Below are 21,765 nucleotides of genomic sequence, written 5' to 3'. Positions count from 1 at the left end.
GCAATGCTACTAGAGGCCTCAGCAGGTGATATCTCCGTACATTGCAACAGAAACGTTGCCTATAGGATCACCGTTCGTCCGGATGTGGCGACCGGGGACGGTATTAATCGTGTGGTGGTGAGTTACTAAAAAATACAGTTCAAAACGATACATAATAAGTAAAATCTGACGCTATCAGAGGAGATATCTGTGGCAGAGCTTTTATGTCCTGCCCGATATTGTTACTTATCTGCATCTCCTGAAGTAATAAAACTGTTAATCAACAGGCCTGACACTTCCCGTGTTTCTCATTAATTCCCCGCTGCGAAAGCAAAAAATGCTCTGCATATTTTTGTTAATTGACTTTAAAATTGTTGGTGCCATTATTCGCCACATTATTTCCTTCTGTGGTTATGGCTATGTCTGCATGGTCCCGTCCCGTATTGCTTTTACTGAGTGGTTTACTGTTATTAACCATTGCGATTGCGGTGTTGAATACACTTGTGCCTTTATGGCTGGCCCATGACCAGTTCGCGACCTGGCAGGTTGGCGTCGTGAGTTCTGCTTATTTCTCGGGTAACTTACTGGGGACCATTATTGCCGGTAAAGTGATCCGCCGGCTTGGTTTTAACCGCAGTTATTACCTTGCCGCCGGTGTGTTTGCAGTGGCGACAGGCGCTCTGTTAATTGCTGGTGGGTTTGCGGGCTGGACACTGTGGCGTTTTCTGGCAGGTACCGGTTGTGCGTTAATCTGGGTTGTTGTCGAGAGCGCGTTACTGTGTTCAGGTACGCCGCGCAACCGCGGACGTCTGCTGGCAGCGTATATGATCGTTTATTATATTGCTACGGTTCTGGGACAGTTACTGGTCAGCTTCGTTTCCGATAAAGCGGGTTATGTACTGCCTATGCTGGTCATGCTGATTGTCGTGGCATTTCTGCCATTACTGTTTACCCGCATTAAAACGCCGGAAATCGCGGCGGAGGCTGAAACACCCAACGTCCGGGAAATGTTCGGCCGTCATTCTTCACGGCTGGGGATCAATGGCTGCATCCTCTCCGGAGTGGTTCTGGGTTCACTGTATGGTTTATTGCCGCTCTACCTCTCCCATCGCGGCATGAGCGATTCGAATGTGGGCTATTGGATGGCATTGCTGGTCAGTGCCGCCATCCTCGGGCAGTGGCCTATCGGCAGGCTGGCAGATCGTTTCGGGCGTCTGATGGTATTGAGAATTCAGGTCTTTATGGTGATCCTGGGCGCTTTGGCCATGTTATCTCAAATGGCAATGGTGCCGGCGCTGTTTATTCTGGGGTGCTCCTGTTTCACGCTCTACCCGGTGGCCATGTCATGGGCCTGTGAAAAAGTGGCACATCATGAACTGATCGCGATGAATCAGGCCCTGCTGCTAAGTTATACCATCGGCAGTCTGCTGGGCCCGGTAATGACCTCATTGCTGATGGAACACTACTCGGACAATGTTTTGTTTACCATGATAGCAGCCGTATCTTTCGTTTATCTGGTCATGTTACTGCGTAAAGCAGACCACCAGACAACGCCGGTGGCACATGCCTGATTAATCCGGCTGATCCTTCACTAAAAAAGGGCCAGAGGCCCTTTTTTAGTGTCCGGTATATTCAGTAAATAACCTTATGCCCATAACTGGCAATAATGGCTTTAATTCTTTCCATTGTCTCTTTCGGGGGAGGCCTGACACCTTCGAGCTGATAGTCCTCACCCATTGTGGTCCATTTGTGTTTGCCCAGTTCGTGATAGGGCAGCAGTTCAACTTTCGTTATGTTATCCATCGGGGCGATAAACTGTCCCAGCTGATGAGCTGACGCATCATCATCACTGTATCCCGGTACGACGACATAACGTATCCAGGTGTTCTGCCCGCGTTTATGTAAATACTCTGCAAATTCCAGCATCCGGTGATTCGGCACACCGGTCAGTTTCTGGTGAATTTCATCATTAATTTGTTTCAGATCCAGCATGACCAGGTCTGTGACATCCAGCAATTCATCAATTACATGATCATAACGGCGTACGAAGCCATTGGTGTCCAGGCAGGTATCAATTCCGGCCTCTTTGCAGGCCCGGAACCAGTCACGGACAAACTCTGCCTGCAGAATCGCTTCACCGCCGGATGCGGTCACTCCGCCGCCGGAAGCCTTGATATAGTGACGATATGAAAGGAGGTCATTCATCAGTTCCTGAACAGAGACTTCTTTACCGCTGTGGGTATCCCAGGTGTCCCGGTTATGGCAATAGAGGCAGCGAAGCAGGCATCCCTGAAAAAAGACGATAAAACGAATCCCCGGCCCGTCAACGGTTCCGCAGGATTCGATAGAATGAATATGACCAGTCACTGACATGTAATGGTTCCTCCTTTTTACCTGCCACAAAAAATGCAGGACGGGTATTCAACGGGCCAGGGGGGTCGAAACCCTGTTCTTATCTGAGCGATAGTAAAACAGCGTAAGCAAAAAGGCTCCTTTTAAGGAGCCTTTTACGGTAATGACTCAGTGGCTTCAGATGGACTGAGTAAAGGTACGGGTAATTACATCATGCTGCTGTTCTTTGGTCAGAGAGTTAAAGCGTACGGCATAGCCTGAGACACGAATCGTCAGCTGAGGATATTTTTCCGGGTCTTCCATCGCTTCCAGTAACATTTCACGATTCATGACATTCACGTTCAGGTGCTGGCCGCCTTCAATCGCAGATTCATGGTGGAAATATCCATCCATAAGACCTGCCAGATTGGCTTTACGCACCTCATCATCTTTACCCAGTGCGTTAGGCACAATTGAGAAGGTATAAGAGATACCGTCTTTTGCATAGGCAAACGGTAGTTTCGCGACGGACGTCAACGATGCAACGGCACCTTTCTGGTCACGTCCATGCATCGGGTTGGCACCGGGCCCGAAAGGTGCTCCGGCCCGGCGACCATCCGGGGTATTTCCGGTTTTTTTGCCATACACCACGTTGGAGGTAATCGTCAGCACAGACTGCGTTGGGACAGCATGGCGGTAGGTATTCAGTTTCTGAATTTTTTTCATGAAACGTTCGACCAGGTCACACGCCAGATCATCAACACGGGAATCATTATTACCAAACTGCGGATATTCCCCTTCGATTTCAAAGTCGATGGCCAGGCCATTCTCATCACGAACCGGTTTCACTTTGGCATATTTAATGGCAGACAGTGAGTCAGCCGCGACAGATAACCCGGCAATACCACACGCCATAGTGCGGTAAACATCCCGGTCATGCAGCGCCATCAGTGCCGCTTCATAACTATATTTATCGTGCATGTAATGGATGATATTAAGCGCAGTGACATACTGTGTCGCCAGCCAGTCCATAAAATGATCCATCCGGGCCATCACTTTATCGAAATCCAGCACTTCATCGGTCATCGCAGGTTCTTTCGGTCCGACCTGGATTTTAAGTTTCTCGTCCATACCGCCGTTGATGGCATAGAGCATTGTTTTCGCCAGGTTCGCACGGGCACCGAAGAACTGCATTTGTTTACCTACTACCATCGGGCTGACACAGCAGGCAATCGCATAGTCGTCACTGTTAAAATCCGGACGCATCAGATCATCGTTTTCATACTGGATAGACGAGGTGTCGATAGAGACTTTTGCGGCAAATTTTTTGAAGTTCAGCGGTAACTGTTCTGACCAAAGGATGGTCATATTTGGTTCCGGAGAAGGCCCCATGGTGTAGAGGGTATTCAGGAAACGGAAGGTACTTTTGGTGACCAGTGTACGCCCGTCCAGCCCCATTCCTGCCAGAGATTCGGTCGCCCAGATCGGGTCGCCGGAAAACAGTTCATCATATTCCGGTGTCCGCAGGAAACGGACCATACGTAATTTCATGACCAGATGGTCGATCAGTTCCTGAGCCTCATCTTCAGTGAGTTTACCGGCGCGGATATCGCGTTCGATATAGACATCCAGGAACGTTGAGACGCGGCCGAAAGACATCGCGGCACCGTTCTGCGATTTGACGGCAGCCAGATAACCAAAATAGGTCCACTGGACGGCTTCACGGGCATTGGTTGCCGGTGCAGAGATATCACATCCATAACGGCTGGCCATCTCTTTCATATCTTTTAATGCCTGATATTGATCGGCGATTTCTTCACGCAGGCGGATGGTCTCTTCCAGGTTTTTACCGCTTTCAAGATCACTCTGCAGAGAACCAAACTGTGCGAGCTTATCTTTCATCAGGGCATCAATCCCGTACAGGGCCACACGACGATAATCGCCGATGATCCTGCCGCGGCCATAGGCATCCGGCAGACCGGTCAGGATGCCGGATTTACGGCAGCGCATAATATCGGGGGTGTAAACATCGAAAACCCCCTGATTATGGGTTTTACGGTAGTCAGTAAAGATTTTTTTCAGTGCCGGGTCGAGCTGGCGACCATAGACCTGACAGGAGCCTTCCACCATACGGATACCACCATAAGGGATCAGAGCACGTTTCAGTGGGGCATCCGTTTGCAGACCCACGATTTTTTCCAGGGATTTATTGATGTATCCCGCATCGTGGGAAGTGATCGTGGAAGCCAGGTCTGTATCAAAGTCAACCGGCGCATGGGTACGGTTTTCGATTTTGATCCCTTCCATGACTTTATCCCAAAGCACGGTGGTGGCTTCGGTCGCTGTACTCAGGAAGGCTTCATCGCCCTCGTAAGGGGTATAGTTTTTCTGAATAAAATCACGAACGTTAATGCTGTTCTGCCATTCACCGGCGGTGAATGCCTGCCACGCCACGGCCATTTTTTCGTTGAGTTCAGTCATGATATGCCTGCCTTATTAAGTTGAGTTGAGCGCACTGGCAGCATTATGCGTGCCTGGCGGTACAAGGAATCCATAAAGTAACGACCTGTCACTGACGTACACCCTCGTTACGCAGATAAATCATCCAGTAGGTTAAGCCTACTAACAGGCCTCCGCCGAGAATGTTTCCCAGGGTGACCGGAATCAGGTTGTTCAGAATAAAATGACCGGGGGTCAGGGAAGGGAATTGATCCGCAGAGATCCCTGCCAGTTGCCAGAATTCGGGTGAGGCGAAATTTTTGATGACGATCCCCAGCGGGATCATGAACATATTGGCAATACTGTGCTCGAAACCGCTGGAGACAAACATAGTGACCGGCAGGATCATGGCGATCGTTTTATCGGTGAGCGACCGACCGGAGTAACTCATCCATACCGCCAGGCAAACCAGCAAGTTGGCCAGTATTCCCAGCACGACAGCTTCCACGAAGGTGTGATGCATCTTATGGTCAGCCGTTTGCAGGACATTCATTCCCCAGCCTCCGTTGGCCAGCATATGTTCTCCGGAAAACCAGATTAACCCGACAAAAAAAAGCGCACCAAACAAATTTCCTATGTAAACGTTTATCCAGTGGCGCGCGAGCTGACCCCAGCTGATACGTTTACTGGCTTTGGCGACCACAATGAGGACGGTTGAGGTAAAAAGGTCGGCACCACAGACCACCACCAGAATCAGCCCGAGTGAGAAACAGAAGCCGCCAGCCAGTTTTGACAGCCCGTAAGGCAGAGCAGAGCTACCGGTCGTGGCGGTGATATAAAAGGTAAATGCGATGGAGATGAATACACCGGCAGTGATGGCCAGAAAGAACGTAGTTAAGGGATGTTTCGAGGCTTTATACACCCCGGCATCTTCGGCAACTTTCGCCATGGCTGCCGGCATCAGTAAATTAAAAGGATTGTCAGTTTTCACACTAACCCCTCCGGGTTTTTCGCTGAGTTAAGCGTAACAAAACGTTTATAACCGCAACTTGATGTGGATCATTATTCACCTCTGCAGAGGGCAAAAACAGGCGTAATTATCCGGTATTTTTGAATTAAGCAATTGAAATATAACGTTAAAATATTTTTTAAAAAATATCTTTATTGTTGATTTCGGGGCTGTCGCACCCTTATGATTAGGTTTATCTGCGAATGTCGGGGCTGGAAAAAAGGAGGGTCGTGAAAGGGGGAATGAAAAGACAGAACTAAAAACAGCGCCGTTCTCACGGCGCTGTCGGGGGAGTGTCAGTTCGCGGTATCAGCGTGTTTTCCAGTGCTCACGTTTGGCGTTCTGGAGTTTCTCATACGCTGCCAGTAATGACTGATGTGCAGGGAAGGCCTGAAGATCGGCATCCACAGGATGTAATCCATAGAAAGGTGCTTCACCGCTCAGAGCGGCAGAAGCGGCTTCAACGGTATCACTGCCGTACATCCGGTTAAACGCGTTCAGATATTCCACTGCAGTACGCTCATCTTCCTGAGCCAGTAACAGTAATGTCTGCAGACAACGGTAGTAATTTGCCCGTTCGGCACTGAAGACAGAACCATTAAACTCGATGGTCCACTCTGTCCAGATCAGCGCCTGCTCTGTATCACCGCCGGCCAGCGCCAGCATGGCTTTCAGCTCACCGACACGCAAGGTTGACCAGCCACTGTCTTTACCGGTGGCCAGCCCGAGCAGTTCACGCACCCGGGTGAAATCATCCAGACCTTCATCATCGATTCGCGTGATCAGATCCAGATAATCCTGAGCTTCCCACTCACTGTCAGGCAGACTCAGGAAGAGATCACGGAAATCTGCACCCATATTGTTATTGGCCAGCATCAAGTCTTCTGCGGGATAAATATCTGACATGCCAGGGACGATAATACGGCAGGCATACACTCCGAGATGCTCATAGTCCGCAATATAGACTTCCTGCTGCTCCGCTTTAAAGATATTCATCAGCGTTGTAAATTCTTCATCGGTCGTGCCGGAGAAAGACCAGTCAGCAAAAGGATAATCAGGCGTATCTTTGAACATATCCCAGGAAATCAGTCCGCTGGAATCGATAAAGTGGGTTTCCAGATTGGTGTGTTCAGCGACTTCTTCATCATCGAAGGTGGGCGGTGTGAAGACGTCGAGATCTTTCAGGCTGCGACCCTGCAATAGTTCGGTCACCGTACGCTCCAGCGCCACACCAAAATCAGGGTGTGCACCGAAGGAGGCGAAACAGGTACCATTAGAAGGGTTGAATAACACCACACAGATCACCGGATATTTGTCACCCAGCGACGCATCATAGGCAAAAATAGGAAAACCTTCGGCTTCCAGCTGACCGATGGCTTCCGTCACGGCAGGATAACGCGCCATGACCGCGTCAGGAATTTCCGGCAGGCTGATGGACTCAGCAATAATGCGGTTTTTAATATAGCGCTCAAAGACTTCAGAAAGCCCTTGTACACGCGCTTCACTGGCGGTGTTACCGGCAGACATGCCGTTGGAAACATACAGGTTACCGATGATATTCATCGGAATATAGACCGTCTTGTTGTCCGACTGGCGGGTGAAAGGCAGGGCACAGATCCCGCGTTCATCATTGCCGGATTGTAAATCGATCAGCAGGCTGGCACCCAGCACATCATCCGAGTCATAAAATTTACGTAAACCCTCATCCAGCAGCCCTTCCGGCAGACTGTCATCCTCTGTCAGCGGGAACCACTTTTCGTCCGGGTAATGCACAAAATCACCCGCTGAAATACGGTTACCCAGCCAGAAATCGGCAAAGAAATAGTTGGTCGATAAACGCTCGAAGTATTCACCCAGCGCGGAAGCCAGAGCCGCTTTACGGCTGGCGCCTTTACCATTAGTAAAGCAGAGCGGACAATCGCGATCGCGGATATGCACTGACCACACATTGGGGACAGGGTTCAGCCATGAGGCTTCTTCAATGTTGAAACCCAGCGCCTGTAATTTGTCCTGAAACCGGGTGATGGAATCTTCCAGTGCGGCATCTTTGCCTGGTATAAATGTTTGTGTCATGGGCCGCGTTCTCCCGGGGATCATGAGTAATTGAGTTGCCGGCAATGATACGGATTTTCTTCCGCTATCGCTATGAGGATGAATGAAAATTATCACCTGTACGGAATGCGCCGGCAGGGGGAGTCTTAAGGTCAGCAAAATATGGCAGGATAAAACACCAGTGCCATGAAGGAACAGGGGGATATCCTTTAAAATCATCACCTGCAGAGATTTATTATTGCAGGGTTATTGCCGCAGTGATAAAACCGGTAAGTACCGGATAATCATTCGTTGTAACCATGGTGAGTATAAATGACGCAGGTGTATAATTTTAGTTCTGGCCCCGCAATGTTGCCAGCAGAAGTACTTCGTCGTGCACAGCAGGAACTGACAAACTGGCAGGGACTTGGCACGTCTGTAATGGAAATCAGCCATCGCAGTAAAGAGTTCATCCAGGTGGCGGAAACGGCTGAGCAGGATTTTCGTGACCTGCTGAAGATCCCCTCGAATTACAAAGTACTGTTCTGTCATGGTGGCGGGCGCGGGCAATTTGCGGCAGTCCCTGGCAACCTGCTCAACGGTGCAAGCCATGCGGATTATGTCGATGGTGGTTACTGGGCACATAGCGCCATCAAAGAAGCTGAAAAATTCTGTACGCCTAACACTATCGATATCAAAGTCAGCCATGAGGGCAAAACGGCGCTTCTGCCGATGAGCCAGTGGAAACTGAATGATAATGCGGCTTATGTTCACTATTGCCCGAATGAGACGATTGATGGCACGGCAATTTTCGAACAGCCCGATTTTGGCGATAAAGTGGTCGTGGCTGACTTTTCGTCCACCATTTTGTCCCATGAAATTGATGTCAGCCGCTATGGTGTCATTTATGCGGGTGCTCAGAAAAATATCGGTCCGGCCGGACTGACACTGGTGATCGTCCGTGAGGATTTGCTCGGCAAAGCCCGTACCGATTTACCGTCAGTCTTTAATTATTCTGTGCTGGCGGATAACGGTTCGATGTTTAACACTCCGCCAACTTTCGCCTGGTACCTCTCCGGTTTAGTCTTTAAGTGGCTGAAAGAGCAGGGCGGCGTCGCTGCGATGGAGAAGCGTAACCAGCAGAAAGCGGACCTCCTGTACAACACCATTGATAACAGCGGCTTCTACCGGAATAATGTGGCGACAGCCAACCGTTCACAGATGAACGTGCCTTTCCAGTTAGCCGATGCTGCGCTGGATAAACTTTTCCTGGAAGAGTCTCTGAATCAGGGACTGCATGCGTTGAAAGGTCACCGGGTGGTCGGCGGAATGCGGGCTTCCATCTATAATGCCATGCCGCTGGCTGGCGTACAGGCCCTGACCGATTTCATGCTGGACTTCGAACGTCGTCACGGCTGATCCCCCGGATGGCTGTTTTTTGTGTTTACCCCGTCATGGACGGGGTTTTTGTCTTATAAAAAGAGTGATTTTACATGTCGGATTCTCTGACCTTACAACCTGTCGCCCATGTTGAGGGCACCGTAAACCTGCCGGGTTCCAAAAGTGTTTCCAACCGGGCACTGTTGCTTGCCGCCATGGCGAAAGGCACGACACGCCTGACCAACCTTCTGGACAGCGATGATATTAAACATATGCTGAACGGATTATCCCTGCTCGGGGTTCAGTATTCACTTTCTGAGGACCGTACCGAATGTGTGGTGACCGGGACCGGGAGCGCGTTACGTTCTGACGCCGGAGTTGAACTGTTTCTGGGGAATGCCGGTACCGCGATGCGTCCGCTGGCTGCAGCGTTAAGTCTGGCCGGCAATGATATAGTGCTGACCGGTGAACCGCGCATGAAAGAACGCCCGATTGGTCATCTGGTCGATGCCCTGCGTCAGGGGGGGGCGGACATTACTTACCTGGAAAACGAAAACTATCCGCCACTGCGGATCGGTGGAGGGTTTACCGGAGGGGAAATCAGTGTGGATGGCAGCGTTTCCAGCCAGTTCCTGACCGCATTACTGATGGCGGCACCACTGGCCGCCCGACAGACGGTGATCACTATCAAGGGCGATCTGGTGTCGAAACCTTATATCGATATTACGCTTAACCTGATGAAATGCTTCGGTGTGACGGTCGAAAACCAGTCCTATCAGCGTTTTGTGATTGAAGGCGGACAGCAGTATCAGTCTCCGGGCGATTATCTGGTTGAAGGCGATGCATCCTCTGCGTCCTATTTCCTGGCGGCGGCGGCCATTCGTGGCGGCACCGTGCGTGTGACCGGTATTGGCCGGGAGAGCGTGCAGGGAGATATCCGTTTCGCGGATGTGCTGCAGAAGATGGGGGCAGAGATCGAATGGGGCGACGATTACATTGCCTGTCGCCGTGGCAGTCTGAAAGGCATCGACATGGATATGAACCATATCCCTGATGCGGCCATGACCATTGCCACGACCGCGCTGTTTGCTGAAGGCACTACGCGGATGACCAATATCTATAACTGGCGTGTGAAAGAAACCGACCGTCTGGCGGCGATGGCAACGGAATTGCGTAAAGTGGGTGCGGTGGTTGAAGAAGGCCATGATTACATCGATATCACCCCACCGCAAAAACTTCAGCATGCGGAAATCGCAACCTACAATGATCACCGTATTGCGATGTGTTTCTCGCTGGTGGCACTCTCTGATACACCGGTGACTATCCTTGACCCTGGCTGTACGGCGAAGACTTTCCCTGATTATTTCCGGCAGTTTGCGGCATTGAGTCAGTAAAAATTGCCCGCGCTGGTCAATTATCGTCTATGTTTATTCTCAGCACCGGGACACCGGCGCTGAGAGATTAGCTGAAAATGTTGTTTTCCTGGCTGACTGACAGCATAAGCCTCTGCTACTTATTACGTTTAAGAGAAGGTATACTGATAGCTGATGGCGTTTTTACAGGCTGAATTCAGTACAGTGACAAGGAGATAACGATGACAACAGTCCCGGTGATTACCATTGATGGCCCGAGCGGAGCAGGAAAGGGTACGTTATGTAAAGCCCTGGCTGAAACATTGCAATGGCACTTACTTGATTCAGGGGCTATCTATCGGGTGCTCGCATTGGCCGCGTTGCATCATCAGGTGGATATCGGTTCTGAAGAAGCCTTAGTGCCCATCGCGGCTCACCTTGATGTCCGCTTTGTGTCGGTAGAGGGTGAGTTACAGGTGATCCTCGAAGGTGAGGAAGTCACCCACGAAATTCGTACCCAGGAAGTCAGTAATACCGCCTCTAAAGTGGCCGCATTTCCGCGCGTTCGTGAGGCGTTGTTACGTCGCCAACGCGGATTTAAAGAAGCACCAGGCCTGATTGCGGATGGCCGTGATATGGGCACCGTGGTCTTTCCGGAAGCCCCGGTGAAGATTTTTCTTGATGCAAGTGCAGAAGAAAGAGCGCAACGGCGCATGCTACAGTTGCAGGAAAAGGGCTTTGATGTTAACTTTGAGCGCCTTTTATCCGAGATAAAAGAACGGGATGATCGTGACCGCAATCGTGCAGTGGCTCCTTTGGTGCCTGCCGCGGACGCGCTGGTAATTGATTCTACCGGCATGACTATCGACCAGGTGATTGAAAAATCTCTGGATTATGCGAAGTCTTTGCTGAAGAGTTTCAATTAATCCCCGTGGGAAATTGAACAGAATGCTTTACCTTCGTTTCATGGATGAGGCGAAGAATGTGAAACAACCCCATCCGACAAGAAGTCAGATGGACGTTAAATTGAAGAATCCTGAAGATTATCAATATGACTGAATCTTTTGCTCAACTCTTTGAAGAGTCGCTGAATGAAATCGAAACCCGTCCGGGTTCCATTGTTCGTGGTGTTGTTGTTGCTATCGACAAAGACATCGTCCTGGTTGATGCGGGCCTGAAATCTGAATCTGCGATTCCTGCAGAGCAGTTCAAAAACGCAGCCGGCGAACTGGAAATCCAGGTAGGTGACGAAGTTGATGTAGCCCTGGACGCTGTCGAAGACGGCTTCGGTGAGACTCTGCTGTCCCGTGAGAAAGCTAAGCGTCACGAAGCGTGGATCACGCTGGAAAAAGCTTACGAAGAAGCTGAAACTGTTACCGGTGTTATCAATGGCAAAGTCAAAGGCGGCTTCACTGTTGAGCTGAACGGTATTCGTGCGTTCCTGCCAGGTTCACTGGTAGATGTGCGTCCGGTTCGTGATACTCTGCACCTGGAAGGCAAAGAGCTTGAATTCAAAGTAATCAAGCTTGATCAGAAACGTAACAACGTCGTCGTTTCACGTCGCGCAGTTATCGAATCTGAAAACAGCGCTGAGCGTGATCAGCTGCTGGAAAACCTGCAGGAAGGCATGGAAGTCAAAGGTATCGTTAAGAACCTGACTGACTACGGTGCATTCGTTGATCTGGGTGGTGTTGACGGTCTGCTGCATATCACTGATATGGCGTGGAAACGTGTTAAACATCCAAGCGAAATTGTTAACGTTGGCGACGAAATTACAGTTAAAGTACTGAAATTCGACCGCGAGCGTACCCGTGTATCTCTGGGCCTGAAACAGCTGGGCGAAGATCCTTGGGTTGCTATCGCTAAGCGTTACCCTGAGAGTACTCGTCTGACCGGTCGTGTAACTAACCTGACTGACTACGGCTGCTTCGTTGAAATCGAAGAAGGCGTTGAAGGTCTGGTACACGTTTCTGAAATGGACTGGACTAACAAAAACATTCACCCATCTAAAGTTGTTAACGTGGGCGATGTTGTTGAAGTTATGGTTCTGGACATCGACGAAGAACGTCGTCGTATCTCCCTGGGTCTGAAGCAGTGCAAATCTAACCCATGGCAGCAGTTCGCAGAAACCCACAACAAGGGCGACCGTGTTGAAGGTAAAATCAAGTCAATCACTGACTTCGGTATCTTCATCGGCCTGGACGGTGGCATCGATGGTCTGGTTCACCTGTCAGACATCTCCTGGAACGCGACCGGCGAAGAAGCTGTTCGTGAGTACAAAAAAGGCGACGAAATCGCTGCCGTTGTACTGCAGGTTGATGCAGAGCGCGAGCGTATCTCTTTAGGCGTTAAGCAGCTGGCTGAAGATCCTTTCAACAACTACATCACACTGAACAAAAAAGGTGCGATCGTAACTGGTAAAGTTACTGCAGTTGACGCGAAAGGTGCTACAGTTGAATTAGCTGACGGCGTTGAAGGTTACCTGCGCGCTTCTGAAGCTTCACGCGACCGTATCGAAGATGCGACTCTGGTTCTGAACGTAGGCGACGATGTTGAAGCTAAGTTCACCGGTGTTGATCGTAAGAACCGCGTTGTAAGCCTGTCTGTTCGTGCGAAAGACGAAGCTGACGAGAAAGATGCAATTGCTACTGTTAACAACAAACAGCAAGACGAAAGCACCTTCTCTAACGCGATGGCTGAAGCCTTCAAAGCAGCATCTAAAGGCGAGTAATTGCCCTGAAGAGGCAGACAACAGCGTTATGCTGTTGTCTGTTCAGGCCAGCTGTCAAAAGTTCCCTAAAGGAAATCACCGGAGGATTCATGACTAAGTCAGAGTTGATCGAACGCCTTGCCAGCCAGCAAACTCATATACCGGCTAAGGCTGTTGAGGATGCGGTTAAAGAGATGCTTGAACATATGGCATCGACCCTGGCACAAGGCGAACGCATCGAAATCCGGGGATTTGGCAGTTTTTCTTTGCACTACCGTGCTCCTCGTACTGGCCGTAACCCGAAAACGGGTGACAAAGTGGAACTGGAAGGTAAATACGTTCCCCACTTCAAACCGGGCAAAGAGTTACGTGACCGTGCGAATTTAGCGGTTAATGCCAAAGCCTGAATTTCAGAAGATGCTAAAAACGATACCTTAGGGTATCGTTTTTTTTGCCTGTTGTGAACCCGCCCGATAAAACTTCCCCCCGTGTGACTTCGCTAAATAATCTCTGTGGTTCTCACGCGCATTCTCTCTGACAGAGGTTGTTACTGCTGTACCAGAGCAGGCACTCTTCTCCTCCGACTCCGGGAGGGGAATATGAGTCTGATACTGTTTTCCGGCATTACCATCTTCGCGTTATCTGCATTACTCTTCTTGCCGGAACTGCCGTCCGGCAGCGTACTCTGTGGCATCGTATTACTGTCCTTCTTATTGCTACGCAGCGAATTACGGGCATTACAGGCGCTGGCCTGGCTGGGAGGTATCTTCTGCTGGGGAGTGCTGGTAGCCCGGCAGCAAGTTCACCAGATGGAGGCACTGACCCAAAGACCACTCGCGGCCGAAGTCAGGGTTATCGCCACTGAGCAATACCGGCAGCAGATGAGTATCAAAATCCTGAGGATTTCCGGGCAACCTCAGTTTCCTGCCTTGCAGGCCAGGGTGAATGTGGGCGAAGAGGTCGGCGCGTTTTGTCCCGGACAGCGGTGGCTGATGCGTTTGAGATTACGTCCGGTGCATGGTCGTCTGAATGAAGGTGGCTATGATCAGCAACGTACAGCCTTAGCCGCTTACCGGCCGATTAGCGGCCGGATCCTGCAAAAAAAAGTTCTTACGGCAGATTGTAGTCTGAGGGCCGGGATTATGGCCGCGGCGGACGAAGCAATGGCTGGGCTGAAGTACGGCGGTGTCCTTCAGGCTCTGCTGTTTGGTGTCCGGGACAGGTTATCCCCGCAGGTTTCACAACTGTTTCGTGAGACCGGCATTGCACACCTGATGGCTATCTCGGGTATGCATATCGGGCTTGCGGCGGCATCGGGATGGGGGATCGTGCGATATCTTCAGCGGGGGTTACCGGCCCGTCTGATTACCCCCTTTCTGCCAGGCATTATCAGTCTGTTACTGGCGGCCTGTTATACCTGGCTCTCCGGAATGCAGGCGCCGGCATTACGGGCCATGCTGGCAATGACGTTCTGGCAGATATTTCGCCAGCATTATTTTAATTTCAACAGCTGGCAGGTCTGGCTATTGTGCGCGGGGCTCCTGTTGCTCAGTGACCCGATGTTTGTCTTATCCGAAAGCTTCTGGCTATCAACGCTGGCGGTCCTGATGTTACTGATCTGGTACCGGTGGTTTGCCTTGCCTCGGTATTATGCCCGGCACTGGCGCTGGCGAAGTCTGCAGCTATTACATCTGCAGTCGGGGATGTTGCTACTGATGTTACCGCTACAGGCATTATTATTTAACGGTACCAGCCTGCTGGCTTTACCTGCGAATCTGATCGCCATTCCGCTGATTTCTCTGTTTACGTTACCCGTTGCAGGGCTGGCATTACTCCTTATCCCCACGGGGCTTTCCGGACTCTTCTGGCAACTGGCCGATCAATCTCTCACACTGCTGGTGATGTTGCTTGAGTCTCCGCCACCGGGATGGTGGTATGTGACCGATGTTTATCTGTGGGGCCCGGTGGTCTGGGGTGGCCTGCTCTTTTTTCGCTCCGCGGCCTGCTTTCATTATCCCTTTCACGGCCTGGCATTATTACTCTGCTGTCTGCTATGGCGTTATCCGCCCCGCAATGACGAATGGCGAGTGGATATGCTGGATGTCGGGCATGGCCTGGCCGTGGTGATAAGTCAGGGAGATGAAGCGGTGGTCTATGATACCGGCAATCGCTGGCAGCAAAGTAATGCCGGAGAACGTATTATTGTTCCCTGGTTGTTAAGTCACGGATTAAAATTGCAGCAAGTGATTATCAGCCATCGTCATCTGGATCATTATGGCGGTCTCAATGGGGTCCTCTCTTACTGGCCGGCAACACCGGTCAGAACAGCATTTTCCCGCCGCGGATATCTTCGCTGCGTACGCGGAGAGCGCTGGCAATGGCAGCGACTCAGCTTTAGTGTGCTCTGGCCTCCCGCGGGTGGCACAAACGGCCAGAATAATGAGTCCTGTGTCATTAAAGTCTCAGATGGTTTTTTTAGTCTGTTGCTGACCGGGGATCTGGAGCGTCAGGCAGAAATGAAACTTGTTTCGCTGGAGAAACAGCACCTGCAGGCAACCTTTCTCCAGGTCCCGCATCACGGCAGTAATACCTCGTCATCCCCGGTGCTGCTCAGGACGGTGAAGGGAGAGGTGGCCATGGCATCGGTTGCCCGTTATAACGCCTGGAAAATGCCGTCGCTGAAGGTTATTGAACGTTACCGTAACGCCGGTTTTCGCTGGTCGGATACGGCAGTATCGGGGCAAATCTCCTTGCGGATCTCTCATCGCCAGTATCAACTCTCAGAAATGCGCGAAGAAATTTTCCCCCGCTGGTATCATCAGTGGTTTGGTGTAAAGCCTGAATCCGGGTAGAATAGCCGGTAATCTCAAACAACGTGAAGAAATAATGCATTCAGATAAAGATCTCTCAACGTGGCAGACATTCCGTCGGCTCTGGCCAATGATCGCCCCCCATAAGGCGGGACTGATCGTCTCAGCGATTGCATTGGTGCTAAATGCCGCCGGTGACACCCTGATGTTATCGTTACTTAAACCTCTGCTTGATGACGGGTTTGGTAAAGCCGATAAATCCGTTTTAATTTGGATGCCCTTAGCCGTGATTGGCCTGATGCTGATGCGTGGCATCACCAGTTATGTCTCAAGTTACTGCATCTCCTGGGTTTCCGGTAATGTCGTCATGCGGATGCGTCGCAGCTTGTTTGCTCATATGATGGGAATGCCGGTGGCCTTCTTTGACCAGCAATCGACCGGGACCTTGCTTTCCCGAATCACCTATGACTCTGAACAGGTAGCCTCTTCCTCTTCCAGTGCGCTGGTGACGGTCGTCAGGGAAGGGGCCTCGATTATCGGCCTGTTTATCATGATGTTCTACTATAGCTGGCAGCTGTCGTTGATCCTGATCGTACTGGCGCCGATTGTCTCTTTTGCTATCCGCCTGGTCTCCAAACGTTTCCGTAACATCAGTAAGACCATGCAGAACACGATGGGGCAGGTCACCACCAGTGCCGAGCAGATGCTCAAAGGGCATAAAGAAGTCCTGATCTTTGGTGGGCAGGAAATTGAGACTAAACGCTTCGATGTCGTCAGTAACCGCATGCGACAGCAGGGGATGAAGCTGGTTTCCGCTTCTTCTATTTCAGACCCGATTATTCAGCTGATTGCCTCGCTGGCACTGGCGTTTATCCTGTACGCTGCGAGTTTCCCGGCAGTCATGGATACGCTGACCGCAGGGACAATTACTGTCGTTTTCTCCTCGATGATTGCACTGATGCGTCCGTTGAAGTCACTGACCAACGTGAATGCGCAATTCCAGCGCGGTATGGCGGCCTGCCAGACCTTATTCACCATCCTGGACTCTGAGCAGGAAACGGATACCGGTACCCGTGTGATTTCCCGTGCCCGGGGAGACATCGCGTTCCGTAATGTGACCTTCTGTTACCCTGGCCGTGAAATACCGGCATTACATAATATCTCTATGGATCTGCCGGCCGGTAAAACGATCGCCCTGGTAGGCCGCTCCGGCTCGGGTAAATCGACCATTGCCAGTCTGCTGACCCGTTTTTACGATATTCAGTCCGGTGAAATCACGCTGGATGGCCATGATCTGAAAGAATATACCCTGCAGTCATTACGTAACCAGGTGGCGCTGGTGTCGCAAAATGTGCACCTGTTCAATGACACGATTGCCAATAACATCGCTTACGCCCGTGAGTCACAATACAGCCGTGAGGATGTCGAACGTGTTGCCAGAATGGCCCATGCCATGGACTTCATCGGCAAAATGGAACACGGCCTGGATACGGTGATCGGTGAAAACGGTGTTCTGTTATCCGGCGGGCAGCGTCAGCGTATCGCCATCGCCAGGGCGTTATTGCGCGATTGTCCTATCCTGATCCTGGATGAAGCAACCTCGGCACTCGATACCGAATCTGAGCGCGCGATCCAGTCGGCTCTGGATGAACTGCAGAAAAACAGAACATCCCTGGTGATTGCTCACCGTTTGTCGACCATCGAAAATGCGGATGAGATCGTGGTGGTCGAAGACGGGCGCATTATCGAACGCGGTTCTCACACAGAATTGCTGGAGAAACGCGGGGCTTATGCCCAGCTTCATAACATGCAGTTCGGGCAATGATTGAGCGCCTCTGGAGCGGACAGTCAGGTTGGTGGCGGCTGCTGCTGCCATTTTCCCTGCTGTATGGTGCGGTTACGGCCGTTATCCGCTGGAGCTATCGTCGTGGCTGGCGTAAAAGCTGGCAGGCGCCCGTTCCGGTGGTTGTGGTAGGTAACCTGACCGCCGGTGGTAACGGTAAAACACCGGTGGTTATCTGGCTGGTGGAACAACTCAGAGCCAGAGGCATTTCCGCAGGGGTTGTTTCCCGGGGATATGGCGGAAAATCAGAACGTTATCCTCTGGTCCTGAAAGACACAACCACTACGGCGGAGGCCGGTGATGAACCGGTGCTGATTTATCAGCGCACCGGCGTGCCTGTCGCCGTCGCGCCACGGCGTTCGGACGCGGTGGCAGCTCTGTTGAAATCATCACCGGTCGAAGTGATTATTACTGACGACGGGTTACAGCACTATGCGTTACGGCGTGACCTCGAAGTCGTGGTCGTCGATGGTATGCGACGGTTTGGCAATGGCTGGTGGCTGCCTGCCGGGCCTATGCGCGAGCGTGCATCACGCCTGCAGGAAGTGGATGCGGTAGTGACCAATGGGGGTGAAGCTCATGACGGTGAAATTACCATGCAGCTGGTCTCCGGAGAGGCGGTAAATTTACTCAGTGGTGAAACCCGGCCACTGTCGTCATTGACGAATATCGTCGCCATGGCGGGTATTGGCCATCCTCCCCGTTTCTTTTCAACACTGAAATCCCGCGGTGTGACCCCGGAGGCCGAAATTGCTTTCGCTGACCATCATGCCTATTCAGCACAGGAACTCGAGGTATTGCTTACCGGCGAACAGCAACTGCTGATGACCGAGAAGGATGCGGTAAAATGCCGCCAGTTTGCCCGGGCCAACTGGTGGTATCTGCCGGTGACGGCGCGACTGAGCGGGGAAGCCGCACCGGCGTTACTGGATAAAGTCGTCCGCCTCAGCCAGCGACCATAATACCGGTTGTGATCCCCTGAACCCCGTTCTATGACAGAGGCCTGATGGCCTCTGTTTTCTTTTCCCGGCCATGACAAACCATGTTTCCTCCCGGGCGGCTGTGATATGCTAGCGTTCAGTCCCCGCGGTCCGTGATGGAGGAAATATGGATCACCGTTTACTCGAAATAGTGGCATGCCCGGTCTGCAATGGTAAATTGCAGTATAACCAGCAACAGCAGGAACTTGTCTGCAAACCTGATGGCTTAGCCTATCCGGTGCGTGACGGTATTCCCGTTCTGCTTGAAAATGAAGCCCGTACATTGACAGCGGATGAGAGCCTGTCATGAGTTTTGTGGTCATCATTCCTGCCCGATATGCGTCTACACGTCTGCCCGGAAAACCTCTGGTCGACATTAATGGCCTGCCGATGGTTGTCCGCGTGCTGCATAAGGCGCTGGCCTCCGGTGCTGACCGTGTGATCGTGGCGACAGATCATCCTGCGGTGGCTGAAGCCGTCACTGCCGCGGGGGGTGAAGTATGTATGACCCGTGAAGATCACAATTCCGGGACTGAGCGACTGGCTGAGGTGATTGATACCTGTCAGCTGGCTGACGATACCATTATTGTGAATGTGCAGGGGGATGAACCTCTGGTCCCGCCGGCGATCATTCGTCAGGTGGCCGGAAACCTGGCACAGGCCAGCTCAGGCATGGCGACCCTGGCGGTTCCTGTGACAGAAGCAGAAGAAGCGTTTAACCCGAACGCCGTTAAAGTGGTGACCGATCATCAGGGTTATGCGCTTTACTTCTCCCGCGCCACGATCCCCTGGGATCGTGAACGTTATGCTGCGTCACGGGAGACGATTGGTGACACCCTGTTAAGACATATCGGTATTTATGCGTATCGTGCCGGGTTTATCCGCCGTTATATCCGCTGGCAGCCCTGCGCGCTGGAGCAGATCGAACTGCTCGAGCAGTTAAGGGTGCTCTGGTACGGTGAAAAAATACATGTGGATGTCGCGCTGGAAACTCCGCAAGTGGGTGTGGATACCCTGGCAGATCTTGAGCGTGTGCGAGAGATTCTGGCAGAAAAGTAATCATTTCCGGTTCGGCAGGCAGGAGAAAGGCTGACGAAATGTCCCTGATAGCGGGCCATGAGATGCAGCTTATCAGGAGGAAAAATGGAACTGTTAAAGGCAGAACTCAGCCTGATCCTCGGGGAATCGATCAGCCGGATTGAGACGCTACATTGCCAGTCACAATCCTGTCTGTACGCTATTTATGACCGGTCAGGTCATGCGATGCCGATGGCCGTACGCTGTTTTTCTCAGCCTGGTCTGGCCGAACAGCAAGCCAGAAAGCTGATGCTGTTGCGTCAGAAAGGGACGATCCCTGTCCCCGTCGTCTATGGTGTCGTCGTCAGTGAACGGCTGCCGTTTCATGAATTATTGTTGATGGGGCGTATCGGAGGCATCTCTGCTGAAGCCCCGGCCTCTTCGGCTGAACAATGGCAGACACTGGCACAGCAAATTACGGAAGGGCTGGGGGCGTGGCACTCACATTCCGCAGACGGGATGAGTGGCTATGTCGACAGCACTCAGAAAATCCGCTGGCCTGACTGGTATCTTCAACACACCTCCGTGCTCCTCGCGTTGCTGCGGCAGAAACGTCAAACGGCGATCCCGGCTGATGACCAGCAACTGCTGCACCGCAGTCTGCTCTGCCATGAGACGTTATTTGCTGATCTTAATGCCCCTAATGTGCTGGTGCATGGCAACCTGACCCTGAATACGATTATTAAAGATCCCCGTACAGGGCATTTGCTGGCAATGGTACAACCGGGAAGAGTGCTCTGGGCACCGGCAGAGTATGAACTTTTTCGCTTACAAAACTCGCCCCGGGAACAGAGCCTGTTACAGTGTTATCTGAAAAAATACGGCGTTGATGAGGGGTTTATCTGGCGATGTTCGCTCTATCGCCTATGGGACCAGGTGGAGCAGTTAATTCATAATCGCCCGTTTTCGACGGAATTATATTCTGAGGCCAGGGATAACCTGCTTCCCTGGCTCGAATAACCACAACAATCAGGCCTTGTCTGTCAGGCTCTGCCACATTCTTCCCAGTGTTTCATACCATGCTCTCTCGCTGTGTGACAGCCAGAGCGGGGAGGGGGTTAATTTTTCCCAAAAATTCAGGGGGCTGGTGATGGCCATCTGATTTGCCGGTGCAGGAACAGGCGCTAACCCTTGCTGGCGGAAAAATTGCATCGCTCTTGGCAGATGATTGGCGGATGTGACCAGGATCAGTGGATGATTACCGATAAGTTGCCGGACAGCCGCGGCTTCTTCTGCAGTGTCTTTGGGCTTATCCAGCTGAATGATATCCTGTGGCGGGACGCCCAGTGATTCAGCGACTTCTGCAGCCACACTGGCATTACTGCGCGGATTTCCCTGCGCTCTGGCACCGGTAAAGATCATCTTCGCTCCCGGAGAGAGACGCCACAACCGCACACCTTCGGTCACCCGGGGCAGGCTGTTGCCGATCAGATTGGATCCCGGTGCCCAGCGGGGGTTATAGGTATATCCGCCACCCAATACGACGATATAGTCACCGGGCCGCCCGTCGCGGAGCGTCGGATACTCTGACTCCAGCGGGGCCAGCAGGCGATCGGCGACGGGTTGCAGGCTTAACAGTAATAAAATAACCCAGCTGACTGAAAGTAATATCCGGGCCGTCTTTTGCCAACGCGTAAACCATAATAATAAAAGCGCCAGCCCCATGCAGATAAGGAGCAGCGGCAGAGGCAACAGCATTCCCCCGATCATTTTTTTGAGCATAAAAAGCATAAATATCACCAGTTTTGTCTGAAAAAACAGCAGCCGGTAGCAATATAAAGGATGAAAGATTCATTCTTACAAGACCTGTGACAAAATAGCATA

At 51.7% G+C, this 21,765-nt stretch carries 17 protein-coding genes; 12 read left to right on the top strand and 5 right to left on the bottom strand.

Annotation, left to right across the window (positions count from 1 at the left end; genetic code table 11):
- Positions 1-398: 398 nt before the first annotated feature.
- A complete protein-coding gene (locus JK223_RS09015) occupies positions 399-1,550 on the top strand; it encodes an MFS transporter (protein ID WP_212713854.1) in 1,152 nt (383 codons plus the stop codon).
- A gap of 61 nt (positions 1,551-1,611) precedes the next feature.
- Here the strand turns inward: JK223_RS09015 and pflA are convergent, their stop codons facing one another.
- The 4 genes from pflA to ycaO all read right to left on the bottom strand — a co-directional run bounded on the left by pflA (position 1,612) and on the right by ycaO (position 7,831).
- Complete coding sequence (gene pflA, locus JK223_RS09010; protein ID WP_212713853.1) at positions 1,612-2,352, bottom strand: pyruvate formate lyase 1-activating protein; 741 nt, start codon at positions 2,350-2,352, stop codon at positions 1,612-1,614.
- 156 nt (positions 2,353-2,508) lie between these two features.
- Entirely contained in the window at positions 2,509-4,791 is a 2,283-nt protein-coding gene (gene pflB / locus JK223_RS09005; protein ID WP_212713852.1) for a formate C-acetyltransferase, read from the bottom strand.
- Positions 4,792-4,879: 88 nt separating this feature from the next.
- Positions 4,880-5,740, bottom strand: coding sequence for a formate transporter FocA (gene focA, locus JK223_RS09000; RefSeq protein WP_212713851.1), 861 nt, complete (start codon positions 5,738-5,740; stop codon positions 4,880-4,882).
- Positions 5,741-6,067: 327 nt separating this feature from the next.
- Positions 6,068-7,831: a 30S ribosomal protein S12 methylthiotransferase accessory factor YcaO gene (gene ycaO, locus JK223_RS08995; protein WP_212713850.1), complete on the bottom strand. Its 1,764-nt coding sequence runs from the start codon at positions 7,829-7,831 to the stop codon at positions 6,068-6,070.
- A gap of 291 nt (positions 7,832-8,122) precedes the next feature.
- Between ycaO and serC the strand changes: the two genes are divergently transcribed.
- The 11 genes from serC to JK223_RS08940 all read left to right on the top strand — a co-directional run bounded on the left by serC (position 8,123) and on the right by JK223_RS08940 (position 20,901).
- The gene (gene serC / locus JK223_RS08990; RefSeq protein ID WP_212713849.1) at positions 8,123-9,208 is read left to right on the top strand and encodes a 3-phosphoserine/phosphohydroxythreonine transaminase; all 1,086 of its coding nucleotides are present in this window, start codon (positions 8,123-8,125) and stop codon (positions 9,206-9,208) included.
- Positions 9,209-9,282: 74 nt separating this feature from the next.
- Positions 9,283-10,563 (top strand): 3-phosphoshikimate 1-carboxyvinyltransferase, encoded by a 1,281-nt coding sequence (aroA, locus tag JK223_RS08985; RefSeq protein ID WP_212713848.1) that lies wholly within the window; start codon positions 9,283-9,285, stop codon positions 10,561-10,563.
- 200 nt (positions 10,564-10,763) lie between these two features.
- A complete protein-coding gene (gene cmk, locus JK223_RS08980; RefSeq protein ID WP_212713847.1) occupies positions 10,764-11,447 on the top strand; it encodes a (d)CMP kinase in 684 nt (227 codons plus the stop codon).
- Positions 11,448-11,572: 125 nt separating this feature from the next.
- Entirely contained in the window at positions 11,573-13,252 is a 1,680-nt protein-coding gene (gene rpsA, locus JK223_RS08975; protein ID WP_025902849.1) for a 30S ribosomal protein S1, read from the top strand.
- An 89-nt stretch (positions 13,253-13,341) separates the two neighbouring features.
- On the top strand, positions 13,342-13,638 hold the full coding sequence (ihfB, locus tag JK223_RS08970; protein ID WP_025902848.1) for an integration host factor subunit beta: 297 nt from the start codon (positions 13,342-13,344) through the stop codon (positions 13,636-13,638).
- 192 nt (positions 13,639-13,830) lie between these two features.
- Complete coding sequence (locus tag JK223_RS08965; protein ID WP_212713846.1) at positions 13,831-16,083, top strand: DNA internalization-related competence protein ComEC/Rec2; 2,253 nt, start codon at positions 13,831-13,833, stop codon at positions 16,081-16,083.
- A 34-nt stretch (positions 16,084-16,117) separates the two neighbouring features.
- Positions 16,118-17,866, top strand: coding sequence for a lipid A ABC transporter ATP-binding protein/permease MsbA (gene msbA / locus JK223_RS08960; RefSeq protein WP_212713845.1), 1,749 nt, complete (start codon positions 16,118-16,120; stop codon positions 17,864-17,866).
- On the top strand, positions 17,863-18,846 hold the full coding sequence (gene lpxK / locus JK223_RS08955; protein ID WP_212713844.1) for a tetraacyldisaccharide 4'-kinase: 984 nt from the start codon (positions 17,863-17,865) through the stop codon (positions 18,844-18,846). Before msbA ends, lpxK begins: the two co-directional genes overlap by 4 nt.
- A 145-nt stretch (positions 18,847-18,991) precedes the next feature.
- Positions 18,992-19,174 (top strand): protein YcaR, encoded by a 183-nt coding sequence (gene ycaR / locus JK223_RS08950; RefSeq protein WP_212713843.1) that lies wholly within the window; start codon positions 18,992-18,994, stop codon positions 19,172-19,174.
- Positions 19,171-19,923 carry a 3-deoxy-manno-octulosonate cytidylyltransferase gene (kdsB, locus tag JK223_RS08945; RefSeq protein WP_212713842.1) on the top strand — a complete coding sequence of 251 codons (753 nt, stop codon included), beginning with the start codon at positions 19,171-19,173 and terminating at the stop codon, positions 19,921-19,923. Before ycaR ends, kdsB begins: the two co-directional genes overlap by 4 nt.
- Positions 19,924-20,007: 84 nt before the next feature.
- A complete protein-coding gene (locus tag JK223_RS08940) occupies positions 20,008-20,901 on the top strand; it encodes a phosphotransferase (RefSeq protein WP_212713841.1) in 894 nt (297 codons plus the stop codon).
- Positions 20,902-20,910: 9 nt separating this feature from the next.
- Here JK223_RS08940 and elyC read toward each other — a convergent pair whose 3' ends face one another.
- Positions 20,911-21,672 carry an envelope biogenesis factor ElyC gene (gene elyC / locus JK223_RS08935; RefSeq protein ID WP_212713840.1) on the bottom strand — a complete coding sequence of 254 codons (762 nt, stop codon included), beginning with the start codon at positions 21,670-21,672 and terminating at the stop codon, positions 20,911-20,913.
- Positions 21,673-21,765 lie beyond the last annotated feature (93 nt).

The organism is Tatumella sp. JGM118, assembly GCF_018257515.1.
GTDB lineage: Bacteria > Pseudomonadota > Gammaproteobacteria > Enterobacterales > Enterobacteriaceae > Tatumella > Tatumella terrea.
The sequence above is the reverse complement of the archived record's forward strand: the minus strand, read 5'-3'. Positions and strand labels throughout refer to the sequence as shown.

Bases quoted from the DNA above. Each gene is read 5' to 3' on its own strand.
- kdsB (WP_212713842.1), top strand. From the start codon at position 19,171: ATGAGTTTTGTGGTCATCATTCCTGCCCGATATGCGTCTACACGTCTG.
- aroA (WP_212713848.1), top strand. From the start codon at position 9,283: ATGTCGGATTCTCTGACCTTACAACCTGTCGCCCATGTTGAGGGCACC.
- JK223_RS08965 (WP_212713846.1), top strand. From the start codon at position 13,831: ATGAGTCTGATACTGTTTTCCGGCATTACCATCTTCGCGTTATCTGCA.
- rpsA (WP_025902849.1), top strand. From the start codon at position 11,573: ATGACTGAATCTTTTGCTCAACTCTTTGAAGAGTCGCTGAATGAAATC.
- ycaO (WP_212713850.1), bottom strand. From the start codon at position 7,831: ATGACACAAACATTTATACCAGGCAAAGATGCCGCACTGGAAGATTCC.
- JK223_RS09015 (WP_212713854.1), top strand. From the start codon at position 399: ATGTCTGCATGGTCCCGTCCCGTATTGCTTTTACTGAGTGGTTTACTG.
- msbA (WP_212713845.1), top strand. From the start codon at position 16,118: ATGCATTCAGATAAAGATCTCTCAACGTGGCAGACATTCCGTCGGCTC.
- pflB (WP_212713852.1), bottom strand. From the start codon at position 4,791: ATGACTGAACTCAACGAAAAAATGGCCGTGGCGTGGCAGGCATTCACC.
- lpxK (WP_212713844.1), top strand. From the start codon at position 17,863: ATGATTGAGCGCCTCTGGAGCGGACAGTCAGGTTGGTGGCGGCTGCTG.
- elyC (WP_212713840.1), bottom strand. From the start codon at position 21,672: ATGCTTTTTATGCTCAAAAAAATGATCGGGGGAATGCTGTTGCCTCTG.
- serC (WP_212713849.1), top strand. From the start codon at position 8,123: ATGACGCAGGTGTATAATTTTAGTTCTGGCCCCGCAATGTTGCCAGCA.
- JK223_RS08940 (WP_212713841.1), top strand. From the start codon at position 20,008: ATGGAACTGTTAAAGGCAGAACTCAGCCTGATCCTCGGGGAATCGATC.
- cmk (WP_212713847.1), top strand. From the start codon at position 10,764: ATGACAACAGTCCCGGTGATTACCATTGATGGCCCGAGCGGAGCAGGA.
- pflA (WP_212713853.1), bottom strand. From the start codon at position 2,352: ATGTCAGTGACTGGTCATATTCATTCTATCGAATCCTGCGGAACCGTT.
- ihfB (WP_025902848.1), top strand. From the start codon at position 13,342: ATGACTAAGTCAGAGTTGATCGAACGCCTTGCCAGCCAGCAAACTCAT.
- ycaR (WP_212713843.1), top strand. From the start codon at position 18,992: ATGGATCACCGTTTACTCGAAATAGTGGCATGCCCGGTCTGCAATGGT.